Origin of the sequence: Haematospirillum sp. H1815, assembly GCF_012102705.1 — a bacterium.
In the GTDB taxonomy this organism is placed as follows: Bacteria; Pseudomonadota; Alphaproteobacteria; order Rhodospirillales; family Rhodospirillaceae; genus Haematospirillum.
Genome location: NZ_JAAVTA010000012.1, coordinates 26,092 through 38,944, shown reverse-complemented (window position 1 = coordinate 38,944; position 12,853 = coordinate 26,092). Strand labels below are relative to the sequence as shown.

The window sequence follows — 12,853 nt, the reverse complement described above, 5'->3', positions numbered from 1 at the left end:
CTTCACTCTGAAAAACAGCACCGACAATCAAAAAACCAGAAATTCCAGTCCCTCAACGTCGGGACGCACCTTCTAAGCCCCAAATCAAAAACCGTCAACACAATTCATTAAACATATAACAAAAAAATTAAGGGCTACACAAATTCCAGACTCAATAAAGACAACGGGCGGACTGTGTTTCAACCGTCCGCCCGTTGATCACAGACGATCCGGGAGCAAAGTCTCAATGCATTTTAATCAACACACTTTTTATCGACTCATCGACCAAGGTATTAGCGGCAGCGTCGTCCAAATGTTTCACAATCAACATTTCTGCTGCTTTTATACCCAAGTCCACAGCCATGCCACGCACTTCAGACAAAGCAGCGTGTTCTGCAAGCTTGATGCGCTCAAGAGCCTGCTGTTCACGGCGGGACACGCCCTTTTCAAACGCTTCTTCTGCCTCGACCTTAAGCCGCAGCGCCTCTTCAGTCGCATGACGCAGAATCACATCAACCTCTTTCAAGGCATCACGTTGGCGGCGCTGATAATCAGCAAGCAGAGTCTGCGCATCCTCGCGCAAGCTGCGGGCCTCATCAAGCTTGGTCTGGATAGCGGCAGATCGTGCATCCAAGGCAGACACTACCGCTTTGAGAACAGGGCGTGCGGCAAAAGCAACAACAGCAAAAAAAGCCATTGCAACCCAGAACTCGGGGGTCGCATAGAAAGGAGCATGGTGAACTGCGTCACCAGCTGCGTAAGCAGCGGATATCATAATTCAGTCACCTTCCTTGACAGCATCAGCAACAGCAGAGCGAACCCGCTCGGCATCAAACGCCACACCAGACAACTTCGCGGCAGCATCTGAAGCAACAACAGATGCAAGATCACGGACTGATACCAGAGCGGCATCACGTGCCTTGGCTATGCGATCTTCTCCATCACGAATCTGCGCGGCAAGACGGACGCTTACCTCACGGTTCCTGATTTCAGCTTGGCGTGTCACTTCTTCCTGAGCCTGACGAAGGAGATCCTGTGCCTTGGACCTGGCATCAGCCAGAGCCTTTTCATAGGCACGAATGGACGTCTCTGTCTCAGCTTTCAGCTGCTTGGCACGATCAAGATCGTCTTCCACAGTTCTCTGGCGCTGTTCCATAATCTCACCGAGCCTCGGAATCGCATACCGCGACACCAAGACGTACAGGAGCATGAATGTCACCGCCAGCCAGAACAGCTGGGACGCAAAAGTGGATGGGTCAAATTGCGGCATACGCAGCAAGCTCCACGGTCTGGTCGCGAACAGGAAATATCAGATGGCAGACACGGCTCTGAGCCTTTTCTCTGCTTCTCTGTACGGGTAACCACGCAAGCGCAATTCCCGCATTTTTACGCTTTCTCCCCCGAATGCGTGGTCCACAACAGACCACACAAGCGGAGAAGAACGCAAAAGCCTGCTTCAGCCAGCAAACAAAACGATCAGCGCCACAACAAGGGCAAACAAGGCAATCGCTTCGGTCACAGCAAAGCCGATCCAGCCATACAGCTCAACGCTTGCCTTGGCCGACGGATTGCGGCCAACGGTTGCGATCAGGCTGGCCCAGATATTACCCACACCAATACCGGCCCCAATCATGCCAATTGCGGCCAGACCGGCACCAATAAACTTAGCAGCTGCAACTTCCATCTTTCTGTTCCTCTGATGAAAAGAACTGTTGAAAACTTTCAGGAAAACCCTGTCCTGAACCCCACACACAACATGCGAGGCGACCAGCACTACACTGAGGTCAATGCATGTTTATCGCATCATTGAGGTAAATGCAGGCAAGAATGGTAAAGACATACGCCTGAAGTCCGGCGATAAAAAACTCCAGAACCGTAATACCCGCAACGACGACGAAGGGAACAAAACCACCGACGATACCAAGAGCAACGACAAAACCTGCCAGAACCTTCAGCATGATGTGTCCGACTGTCATATTGGCGAAAAGGCGGACAGAAAGGCTGAACGGACGGGAGAGGTAAGAAATCAGCTCAATCGGGATCAAGATCGGGGCAGTTGCCAACGGTGCGCCATGCGGGAAGAACATGTGCAGATAGCCCAGACCATGACGGGCGAACCCAATCACGGTAACAGCCAGGAAGATCACGATGGCCAGCGCTGCCGTAACAGCGATGTGACTGGTAAACGTAAAGGAGTACGGCAGCATTCCAAGCATGTTGCCAAGAAACACGAACAGAAAGAGAGTCAGGATAAATGGAAAATACCGCATTCCCTCACGCCCAACATTTTCCCGGATCATGTTGGCGACAAACTCGAAGGCCACCTCACCAACGCCTTGCCAGCGACCAGGAACTAGGGAAAGACGGCGCGTCGCGAGCCAGAAAAACACAAGAGCCACAAGAACAGCTGCCACCATCGCGGCCGCTGAATTTGTGAAGGCGTAAAAAGGCAAGTTCCCACCGTCAGAGACAACGGGAACTATCGGCTTTACCATAAATTGCTCAACAGGACTGGCCACCGCACTTCCTCTGCTATCCTCAAGAACCTGCCAAACAGCCCACAACCGGCAACAGGACCGAAAGAGGCTTCACGCTATCACTGACTGACACCCAAAAAAACTGGAAAGGACCAGGGTACAACCCCAGCCTACCGTTCATGGCGCCTATCCTGGTTATGTCCGCAGCCATCCGAGGAATTATCCTTATGACGCATGGCGCGACCAAGACCAACTCCATCATCAAGCCCCCTGACAACGCGGTACACATTACTGATACCCGCTGCGCCACCCAGAAACATAAAAACAACCATCAGCCACGGACGCGTACCAAGCCAGCTATCTATAAACCAACCAAGGGCCGTGCCAACCAAGGTTGTAACAACCAGCTCGACACCAATCCTGGCTGCCAAACCAAGCCCGGACATGTTACGCGGACCCGATATCCGCTCACCGACGGCGTCCTCATCACGACCACCGGAAGCAGACTGAATCCGGGCTTCCAGATCTGACAGGGCTTGATGCCGAGCTTGCTTCTCATCCATCGAAACGTCTCTGCCTATACCACCAAGCCACCGGCAAACCCGGCTGAAAACCGGGCGCACCATATGATTTAGCTGATAACGTGTCAAGCATACCCTCTAGCGCGAGACACCCTTTTGAACAAGAGCACGGTCAAGAGCCTCAGACAGTGCCTCGTAACTCAGGGCACCTGTATACAATGCCCTATCAATGACAAAGGAGGGAGTTGAACGCACATCAAACGTTTCCCTGGCACGCTCTTGTACTTGTTGGATCGAAGCCAGAAGAGATTCATTGGCAAAACACGCATCAAGATCAGCCTCGCTCATCCCCGCCAAGCGCCCTGTCTGCTTCAGGAAGGCCAGCGGATTTTCTGCTGACACCATTGCCTGCTGACTGGAAAACAGAAGCTCCATAATCTTGTAATAATGTGCCGCAGGGGCGCAACGGGCCATCATGGCCCCGACCATGGACAGGCGATCCAGCGGATAATCACGCAGAACAAGCCTGACTTTCCCGGTGTCAATGTGGCTTGCCTTCAGTTTGGGTAACGTCTGCCGGTGAAAATCAGCGCAATGCGGGCAAGTCAGGGACGAATATTCATAAAGCGTTACCGGAGCACCTGCAGACCCGAGAACCCGCTCGGGGTATCCAGGCGGCAGCGCAAAGTCTGCCGCAAGAACGCCATGCCCTCCCCATGCACCCCATACAAGCAGGGTGAAGCAATACAACAGGCTTATACGAACAAAACGCATGACCAACACCACTCCCAATTCTCTTTCATGACTATGCACAGAAGGGATCCACACCCTATACGCAAGCAAAATTTCGGCCTAGTCTAGACTAGGATTATTGGTTTTGCACGGGGTAGCAGGCACAAGCACTTTGCTTTCTTCTCTTCCTTTCCATGCCGGTGCATTTTTATGCACACTGGTTTACAGAAAGTGCGGCCAGATATTTTTCATACCGCTACGTGGAGCATCATCCCCATGACCATATACAGATCACGTTCCTTGCTGCCCGTACTTGCTCTTCTGCTCTCCTGCCTTGCATGGGGGGCACGGGCCGAATCGATCTTTGCAGAAGGGGCCTGGTCACGGGCCACACCGGGTCAGGCGCGTAACGGGGCCGTCTTCATGACCCTGCATAACCGGGGAGCTGAAGATGACACCCTGCTGGGAGCGGACGCAGGCCCCCTCGCAACAAGCGTCGAGATACATACCCACGCCCATGAAGACAACATCATGAAAATGAAGGCTGTTGATACCCTCGCGCTTCCGGCCGGCACCACCGTCACCCTGATGCCTGGGGGGCTGCATATCATGCTGATGGGTCTGAGAGCCCCCTTGCATGAAGGACAGAGCTTTACAATGACCTTGACCATGCAGAAAGCAGGTACCATAACAATTCCCGTTGTCGTCCACGCGCTGGGAGCACCTGCTTCTGTCAGCCAAGGCCACAGGCCGGAACAACACGTGCATTGAAGCACCCTGCTGTGACAGACAGAAATCCGAACGTATAAATCACAGGATTTTGGCAGGGGCTACTGCAGTTTTGCCACATTGGCATCAGATCATGCCAAGGTCTACGTTTCCATCAGGAGCCCTCTGCTGTGACTGCAACCATTGCCCTTGTTGATGATGATCGCAATATCGTGGCCTCGGTCTCCCTGTTCCTGGAAGCAGAGGGATTCGTGGTCTCCTGCTTCCATGATGGCTCCGAAGCCCTGCGGAACCTGACCCAGAATCCCCCTGATCTGGCTGTCTTTGATATCAAGATGCCCCGTATGGATGGCATGGAGCTGCTTCAACATCTGCGCAAGACATCCGATATCCCTGTTATTTTCCTGACGTCAAAAGATGACGAGAGCGACGAACTGCTTGGCCTGCGCATGGGAGCCGATGACTACATCACCAAGCCATTCTCGCAGCGGCTTCTTCTGGAACGAATTCGCGCGGTCCTGCGCCGCCGCAACATTGGTTCAACAGCGGGAGGCACAGCGTCCGAAACAGCCATGGTACGCGGTGACCTGGTACTGGATCCTGCGCGCCACATGGTCAGCTGGAAGGAAAAGCCTGTTGACCTGACTGTAACAGAATTCCTGATCCTGCAGGGTCTGGCCCAGAGGCCGGGCCACGTCAAGAACCGCGACCAGTTGATCGACCTGGCCTACGGCGAGAATATCTACGTTGATGACCGGACCATCGACAGTCACATCAAACGGCTGCGCCGGAAGTTCCGCGACGTAGACCCCGAGTTTGCCGAGATCGAAACCCTGTATGGGGTCGGATATCGATACAGGGACTGTTGATTCTGGCCGCATCCCCACATAACACAGCAACAGAAGGGTCCATGACACGGGGGCGATGGGTATCGCCCCTGATGCTCCGAATCTTGGCCGTCAACCTGGTTGCCCCCCTGCTTCTGGTGGCCGGAATCCTGTACCTGAACCAGTACGAGCGAGCGCTTCTGGACTCAGAGATGGAAGCCCTGCGCGGCCATGCCGACCTGATCGCCGCCGCCTTGGGGGAAGGTGCGGTAACAGCCGACACTGCACTGTTCACCGATGCCCAGATTCCGGTTACATGCCACATGCTGGACCGGGTTGAAGCCAGCGCGATGGTTATCCGTCTCGGAAGCCTGAGCGGGGACAGGGTCCGTTTGTTCGACAGCGACGGCATTCTGATCGCAGACAGCACGGGGCTCTCCCGGAAAAAGCATGCAGTGGAAATGATAGATCTTCCGCCGCTGGACAATGAACGAACCTCTGTCCTGCAAGGCTGGATCAATGCCCTGGCCAACAGCTTCCGGGATCTGCCGGACTATCGGGAATCCGCAGACCAGACAGCCAGCGACTACAGCGAGGTTCTGAATGCTCTGGAACAGGGGCGTACCGGCCTTTCGCTGCGTGTTCTTTCCTCTGGCAGACGCCTGATGTCGGCTGCCGCCCCTATCACGTTTTACCGCCACGTTGTTGGCTCTGTCATGGTATCGCGTCCTGATACGGCTGTCGCACGCGGGCTGTACAGAACACGCCGTGACATCCTGAACATGTTTTTCAGCACACTGACTGTAACAGTACTGGTTTCAGCCTATCTTGGACGGGGCCTTGCCCGCCCGGTCCAGCAATTGGCGAAAGCTGCAGACAGGGTTCGATCGCAACGTGGCAGACATTACCGGATTCCCGACCTGTCTTCACGCCATGACGAAATAGGGGACCTGTCTGTCTCCCTTCGTCACATGACCGAGTCACTCTACCAACGCATGGATGAGACGGAACGCTTTGCCGCCGATGTTGCCCACGAAATCAAGAATCCCCTGACATCCATACGCTCGGCCATTGAAACGATCGACCGGCTGGATGATTCCTGCAAAAAAGCCCGCCTGCTGAATATCGTCAAGGATGACGTTGACCGCCTCGACCGTCTTATTTCCGATATATCCGATGCGTCCCGCGTTGATGCCGAACTATCACGTACAGAAGGTACGTTTATTGCCCTGCGCCCGCTCCTTCAAATTCTGGGAGAAGTCTGCACCCCTGCCCTGAACGAACACAAGATCGGAATCCGCCTTGAATTACCGGAACACGATACACAAGCCATTGTTCATGGAAGCGAAGACAGGATTGTACAGGTTCTGCGCAACCTGATCGGCAATGCGCAGTCCTTCTCTCCAGAGGGAAGTACGCTGACCCTTGGCCTTCATCTTTCGGCCAACCGAGCACACATAACCGTTGAAGACGAAGGACCCGGCATTCCCACCGGCAAGGAAGAGGCAATCTTCGAACGTTTCTACAGCGAACGTCCCCGGAAAGAAGCCTTTGGCTCCCACTCCGGGCTGGGGCTGTCCATCTCACGCCAGATTGTTGCCTCGCACGGGGGTACAATCCACGCCAAGAACCGCACAGATGATACTGGCAATATCATGGGGGCCCGCTTTACCGTCTCACTTCCCCTGGTCACCCCTCTCTCCTTGCCAAACAGTGAGAAGCCAAAGCCTGCTATCAGAGAATATAATATCCATGCCAGCGCTGACTTCAGTGATGCCACGGGATAAGCACCCTACAAGCATTCCTTTACACTGGGCCGCATCCAGGATGCACACTAAAGATCCTTGGCCTCACCGGCAAATGACATCAGGCAATCAGGGACCGCCATGGCCACCCCGTCTGCTCCCCGGCTTTCCAGATATTCAGCACGCAGGCGCTGATCCGGGCCAGGATAGAAGGTAACATCAAGGACACAGCGCTTGGTCATATACTGCCAGACCTCTGCCGGCTTCTCGACACGAACCCTGTCCGGATGACCCAAGGCGGCCTCGACCGCAACCGTATCCCGGTGTTCAATGGCCGTCCGCTCCGGCACGGAACGCAGACGCATCGAGGCTTCACGTACGGATGAGGTACAAGCTAGGGGCAAGGCGAGCACCAACAGGAAAACACCACGAACGATGCGTGATACCAAACGTGAAGCCATCAAAATACCCCCCGCCCGGGACCTTCCACCACAACGGGCAATGCTTTCCCCATATCAAGGCCCTGCAGAATATGCACCATTGCGGCCACGCCCACCAGAGGGGCCAGTATATTGACAAAAGGCACCAATAACAGAACCGCCGTGAAAGTTCCTGCCCACCACAGGCGCCGCCGGTAATAACGAGACAAGGCATAAACCTCTGTCCGGGATAACCGGCGCAGGGCAACCAGTTCAAAATACTCCCGCCCCAGCAGGAACCCATTGACCAACAGAAAGGCAAAGGCATTGACGGGCGGTATGAAATACAAGGGAAGGGCAATCAGGTTGACCAGCAGCGCCAGCCCCGCAAACCTGAGACTGCCGGCCAGACTTTCCAGGAAGCCTTGCGGACGGGTGTCCGGCAGGGTCGGGTAGTGCTCTGCCTCTACTGCCGTAACGATCTCATCCAGGAACAGGCCAACAAAACCCGATAACACGGCAGGAAAAAGAAACAAGGACGCAACGACAACGGCCGCCCCCCCCAGAATGGCCCCACCGGTTTCCCACCACGATGCGGCCAAGGTTGCCAGCTCTCCGAACACCCAGCCCAGCACAACGAATGTGACGCCATACAGGACAACAGCAAAGCACAGTGACAGCAGGATCACGCGGCGAAAACGCGGATCAGGCAGCTGGCTGAAGGCCTTCAGGTAAGATTGAATCACGAAGCCTCCTTCTGAACAAAAAACGACACGGCCTGACCGTAGCACACTCTTGTATGGTCACAACGCTTGCCGCAACAAAACACCCCGTTATACTCGCGTCCATCACCGGCCCGGCTCTTTTTCTGTCAGACGAACAGAAAGCCGGGCTCCTGTCTCCTTGCATGCGCCCTGACTGCGGGCGACGCCAACCTTCCGGGGCCCGGACATGACCCAGAGCTTTGACATCCTGACAATCGGCAATGCCATCGTCGATATCCTGTGCAAAACCGATGACAGCTTTATCACCGGACAAGGGCTTGTCAAAGGCAGCATGACGCTGATTGATGAACAGCAGGCCGATACCCTCTATGAAAAAATGGGGCCGACGATCGAGGCATCGGGCGGCTCTGCCGGCAACACCGCCGCAGGGCTGGCCTCTCTGGGAAGCAAGGTGGCTTATATCGGGAAAGTCGCCAACGATACCTTGGGCAAGGTCTTTACCCATGATATCCGGGCCATCGGGGCTCATTTCCAGACCCCTCCGCTTGTTGATGAGCTGTCTACCGCACGCTCGATGGTCCTGATCAGCCCGGATGGGGAAAGGACAATGAGCACCTGGCTCGGCGCCTGCACACGGTTGTGCCCTGATGATATAGACACTCCTATAGTTGAAAATTCGGGCATCACCTATGTTGAAGGCTATCTCTGGGACAAGCCCGACGCCAAGGCGGCCATCCTGAAAGCCATTGAAATCGCACGCAAGGCAGGTAAAAAGTTCTCTCTTTCGCTCTCGGATCCCTTCTGCGTAGACCGGCACCGGCAGGACTTTCTTGATCTTCTGGACGGAAGCGTTGATATTCTGTTCGCCAACGAACAGGAGATTTGTCACCTTTACGGGGTTGCAAGTTTCGCCGAAGCAGTGGAAAAGGTACGTGGCCGGGTCGAAGTCGCCGCTCTGACACGCGGGGCCGCTGGCTCTGTAGCCGTCACAGCCGGCCAAACCATTCCTGTGCCCGCAGCGGCCGTGCCTGCTGTTGTTGATACGACAGGGGCAGGCGACCTGTATGCCGCCGGCTTCCTGCACGGGCTGGTCGGGGGACGCCCGCTGGCTGAATGTGCCCTGATCGGGGGCATATGCGCGGCAGAATGCATCAGTCACGTCGGGCCGAGACCACAGGTCTCGCTGGCCGGCTTTGTTACGCAACGCCTGGGCAACACCGCGTAAGCATCCCGGGACGTCGCATTTCTTTCTTTTGGACCGGAACCTGTATGGATCTACGCAATATTGCGATCATCGCACACGTTGACCACGGAAAGACAACCCTGGTTGACGCCATGCTCAAGCAAAGCGGCACCTTCCGCGACAATCAGAAAGTCGCGGAACGGGCCATGGATTCCAATGATCTTGAGCGTGAACGCGGGATCACCATTCTGGCCAAGTGCACATCCGTGGACTGGCAGGGGCACCGCATCAACATTGTGGATACCCCCGGCCACGCCGATTTCGGCGGCGAGGTGGAGCGTATCCTGTCGATGGTGGACGGGGTGGTGCTGCTGTGCGATTCCGCCGAAGGCCCCCTGCCCCAGACCAAGTTCGTGCTGTCCAAGGCCCTGAAGCTTGGTCTGCGTCCGATTGTTCTGATCAACAAGGTAGACCGTCAGGATGCACGTCCGGACGAAGTACACGACGAAATTTTCGATCTGTTCGCCAATCTGGATGCCAGCGACGAGCAGCTTGATTTCCCGACCCTGTTTGCCGTCGGGCGTGACGGCTGGGCTGTTGCGGACCTGGAGAAAGACGAACGCAAGGATCTGACGCCCCTGTTCGACCTGATCCTGCGCCACGTCCCGGCTCCGGAACGCAATCTGGATGCTCCGTTCTCCATGCTGGCTACCACGCTGGAAGCTGATCCCTACCTGGGCCGGATTCTGACCGGACGTATTGCCACCGGGCGGGCCAAGCTCAACATGGCCATCAAGGCTATAACCCGCGATGGATCCCTGATCGAACAGGGCCGTGCCTCCAAGTTGCTTGCCTTCCGTGGCCTGCAACGGGTACCGGTGGAAGAAGCCGAAGCCGGCGACATTATCGCCCTGGCCGGTCTGGCCAAGGCAAACGTGGCTGACACGCTGTGCGCACCCGAGATTGAAACGCCACTGACAGCCCAGCCGATTGACCCGCCGACCTTGGCCATGACCTTCACGGTCAATGACAGCCCCCTGGCCGGTACCGAGGGTGACAAGCTGACCAGCCGGGTGATCAAGGCCCGCTTGGAGCGTGAAGCCGAGGGCAATGTCGCCATCCGAATTACCGAGAGTGCCGACAAGGACAGTTTTGAAGTAGCCGGTCGTGGCGAACTTCAGCTGGGCGTGTTGATTGAAACCATGCGCCGCGAAGGCTTTGAGCTGTCTATTTCCCGCCCGCGCGTCCTGTTCCGCGAGGAAAATGGCCAGCGGATGGAACCGATCGAAGAAGTCGTGGTGGACGTGGACGAGGAGTTCTCGGGCACTGTTGTCGAGAAGATGAGCCTGCGCAAGGCCGAAATGACCGACATGCGGCCTTCTGGCGGTGGCAAGCTGCGTATCACCTTCCTGGCTCCGTCACGCGGCTTGATCGGCTATCATTCGGAATTCCTGACCGATACCCGCGGCACAGGCATCATGAACCGCCTGTATCACAGCTATGCGCCCTACAAGGGGCCCATAGAAGGTCGCCGCACAGGGGTCCTGATTTCCAATGGAAAGGGAGAAGCTGTCGCGTACGCCCTCTTCAACCTTCTGGACCGTGGCCCACAATTTGTCGTCCACAATGACAAGGTCTATGAGGGCATGATCGTCGGGGAGCATACCCGCTCCAACGACCTGGAGGTCAATGTCCTGAAAGGGAAGCAGCTGACCAACATCCGCGCAGCTGGCAAGGATGAAGCCGTGCGCCTGCCTCCTCCGAAGAAGATGACCCTGGAAGAGGCGCTGTCCTATATCCAGGATGATGAATTGGTCGAGGTGACGCCAAAGTCAATTCGTCTGCGCAAGCGGTTCCTTGATCCAAACGAACGCAAGCGGGCCGCAAAGGCCGGCACGTTCGCCTGATACAAACAAACACGGGCATTCCGGGGTGCGGCATCTCATGCCGGCTCCGGAATAACCGGATACGCTATAAACACACCGATCAGGTTGCCATTCCCGCGAGAGATGCGAGAGAAAGGGCCGTAGACACGCAAAAAGGGCACAGGAAGGTTGACAGAACAGCCTTAATTCTCCTCCATAGCTGTCTTGTTGCAAAAGTGTCAGGGAAATATCGGCATGCAAAACTGGTGGCGCTCCGTCGCAGTCTATGGCGACCGCCGGGTTATGGTCATCCTCGTCCAGGGCTTTGCCTCGGGCCTCCCTCTTCCCCTTGTTTACGCCACCCTGTCTGCCTGGCTGACAGAGGCCAGCCTCAGCAAGACAGCCATCGGTCTTTTTTCCTGGGCCTCCACGGTCTACGCGCTGAAGTTCCTGTGGTCACCGGTTGTGGACCATATTCGCATTCCCCTTCTGACTTCTTGGCTGGGCCGTCGGAAATCCTGGATGCTGGTCTCGCAGATCGCCCTGATCGTTGCCATGACCGGCCTTGGAAGCAGTGACCCTGCAACCTATCTTTGGGGAACGGCCGCATGGACAGTGGCACTCGCCTTTGCTTCGGCAACACAGGACATTGTGATTGATGCCTACCGTATTGAAAGCCTGGAACAGGATATGGCCGGTGCCGGTGCCGGCGGCACTGTTCTTGGGTACCGTATCGGGATGATGGCCTCCGGGGCGGGGGCGCTGATTCTGGCCGATGCCTTCGGATGGCAAGTCGCCTATGCATCGATGGCCGCGCTGATGGCTGGGTGTTTTCTGTTCACGCTTTTCGTACCCGAGCCAGAATCCCCGCAAGGGAGAATGCGTCAGGAACGCCACGTTACCCAGAACAGCGACTGGATGTACGATACGGTCATTGCCCCGTTTGCCGACTTTATACGCCGGGAAAACTGGGTCTTGGTCCTTCTTTTCATCGCGTTCTATAAATACGGCGATGCCCTGCTTGGTGTCATGGCAAACCCGTTCTACATCGACATTGGTTTCACAAAAACCGATATCGGTGTCGTCAGCAAAACCTACGGCGTTGTGATGACCATTGCCGGGGGCCTGATCGGCGGTGCGATTGTGCTCCGCTATGGTATCATGCGGGCGCTTTTGCTGTGCGGTGTCCTGCAGGCCGCCTCCAATCTGGTGTTTGTGGCACAGGCTCTCATCGGGCCCAGCGTTCCGGCCCTGGTGGTTACCATCAGCGTGGAAAATCTGACCGGCGGCATGGGGTCGGCCGCATTTGTCGCCTATCTTTCCAGCCTGACCAATGTTGCCTATACGGCAACCCAATACGCATTGGTCAGCTCGTTCATGGCCTTTGCCCGTACCTTCATGGCATCAGGGGGGGGCTGGCTGGCTGACCATGTCGCGTGGAGCACTTATTTCATGATTTCTACCCTTGCGGCAATACCAGGTCTGGTCCTGCTGCTCTGGATGATGAAGGCCTTTCCGCGACAGAACAGCCAGATTCATGTCTCGGCCATGGCCGACGATTAACGGGGAAATACACGGAAACACCCTGCCCGGCCTTGCCTTTTCATAGGCTTCCCGGCTGGGCAGGGTGTGTCTGGGCACGGGGCATCAC

Annotated in this window: 14 protein-coding genes; 6 read left to right on the top strand and 8 right to left on the bottom strand. The window is 56.1% G+C overall.

All coding sequences use genetic code 11. The features are described from left to right. Window positions 1-223 precede the first annotated feature (223 nt). From HEQ60_RS09545 to HEQ60_RS09520, 6 genes are all read right to left on the bottom strand, one after another. A complete protein-coding gene (locus HEQ60_RS09545) occupies window positions 224-754 on the bottom strand; it encodes a F0F1 ATP synthase subunit B (RefSeq protein ID WP_168071459.1) in 531 nt (176 codons plus the stop codon). A 3-nt stretch (window positions 755-757) separates the two neighbouring features. Further along, the gene (locus HEQ60_RS09540; RefSeq protein ID WP_168071458.1) at window positions 758-1,249 is read right to left on the bottom strand and encodes a F0F1 ATP synthase subunit B'; all 492 of its coding nucleotides are present in this window, start codon (window positions 1,247-1,249) and stop codon (window positions 758-760) included. A gap of 186 nt (window positions 1,250-1,435) precedes the next feature. Then, on the bottom strand, window positions 1,436-1,663 hold the full coding sequence (locus HEQ60_RS09535) for a F0F1 ATP synthase subunit C (RefSeq protein WP_168071457.1): 228 nt from the start codon (window positions 1,661-1,663) through the stop codon (window positions 1,436-1,438). Between the two features lie 100 nt (window positions 1,664-1,763). Beyond that, window positions 1,764-2,498 carry a F0F1 ATP synthase subunit A gene (locus HEQ60_RS09530; RefSeq protein ID WP_168071456.1) on the bottom strand — a complete coding sequence of 245 codons (735 nt, stop codon included), beginning with the start codon at window positions 2,496-2,498 and terminating at the stop codon, window positions 1,764-1,766. A gap of 128 nt (window positions 2,499-2,626) precedes the next feature. Next, entirely contained in the window at window positions 2,627-3,019 is a 393-nt protein-coding gene (locus HEQ60_RS09525) for an AtpZ/AtpI family protein (RefSeq protein ID WP_168071455.1), read from the bottom strand. Between the two features lie 96 nt (window positions 3,020-3,115). Beyond that, window positions 3,116-3,751, bottom strand: a complete 636-nt coding sequence (locus tag HEQ60_RS09520; protein WP_168071454.1) for a DsbA family protein — start codon at window positions 3,749-3,751, stop codon at window positions 3,116-3,118. 234 nt (window positions 3,752-3,985) lie between these two features. On the opposite strand from HEQ60_RS09520, the gene HEQ60_RS09515 reads away from it, so the two are divergent. From HEQ60_RS09515 to HEQ60_RS09505, 3 genes are all read left to right on the top strand, one after another. Next, on the top strand, window positions 3,986-4,480 hold the full coding sequence (locus HEQ60_RS09515; protein WP_168071453.1) for a copper chaperone PCu(A)C: 495 nt from the start codon (window positions 3,986-3,988) through the stop codon (window positions 4,478-4,480). Between the two features lie 128 nt (window positions 4,481-4,608). Continuing rightward, a complete protein-coding gene (locus HEQ60_RS09510; RefSeq protein WP_168071452.1) occupies window positions 4,609-5,307 on the top strand; it encodes a response regulator transcription factor in 699 nt (232 codons plus the stop codon). Between the two features lie 71 nt (window positions 5,308-5,378). Further along, on the top strand, window positions 5,379-7,052 hold the full coding sequence (locus HEQ60_RS09505; protein ID WP_168071451.1) for a stimulus-sensing domain-containing protein: 1,674 nt from the start codon (window positions 5,379-5,381) through the stop codon (window positions 7,050-7,052). Window positions 7,053-7,099: 47 nt separating this feature from the next. Here the strand turns inward: HEQ60_RS09505 and HEQ60_RS09500 are convergent, their stop codons facing one another. After that, entirely contained in the window at window positions 7,100-7,471 is a 372-nt protein-coding gene (locus HEQ60_RS09500; protein WP_168071450.1) for a hypothetical protein, read from the bottom strand. Next, entirely contained in the window at window positions 7,471-8,175 is a 705-nt protein-coding gene (locus HEQ60_RS09495; protein ID WP_168071449.1) for an EI24 domain-containing protein, read from the bottom strand. Before HEQ60_RS09495 ends, HEQ60_RS09500 begins: the two co-directional genes overlap by 1 nt. A 205-nt stretch (window positions 8,176-8,380) precedes the next feature. On the opposite strand from HEQ60_RS09495, the gene HEQ60_RS09490 reads away from it, so the two are divergent. The 3 genes from HEQ60_RS09490 (at window position 8,381) to HEQ60_RS09480 (ending at window position 12,765) form a co-directional block, all read left to right on the top strand. Further along, entirely contained in the window at window positions 8,381-9,379 is a 999-nt protein-coding gene (locus HEQ60_RS09490; RefSeq protein ID WP_168071448.1) for an adenosine kinase, read from the top strand. 44 nt (window positions 9,380-9,423) lie between these two features. After that, on the top strand, window positions 9,424-11,244 hold the full coding sequence (gene typA, locus HEQ60_RS09485) for a translational GTPase TypA (RefSeq protein ID WP_168071447.1): 1,821 nt from the start codon (window positions 9,424-9,426) through the stop codon (window positions 11,242-11,244). A 213-nt stretch (window positions 11,245-11,457) separates the two neighbouring features. Continuing rightward, window positions 11,458-12,765 carry an AmpG family muropeptide MFS transporter gene (locus tag HEQ60_RS09480; RefSeq protein ID WP_168071446.1) on the top strand — a complete coding sequence of 436 codons (1,308 nt, stop codon included), beginning with the start codon at window positions 11,458-11,460 and terminating at the stop codon, window positions 12,763-12,765. Window positions 12,766-12,853 lie beyond the last annotated feature (88 nt).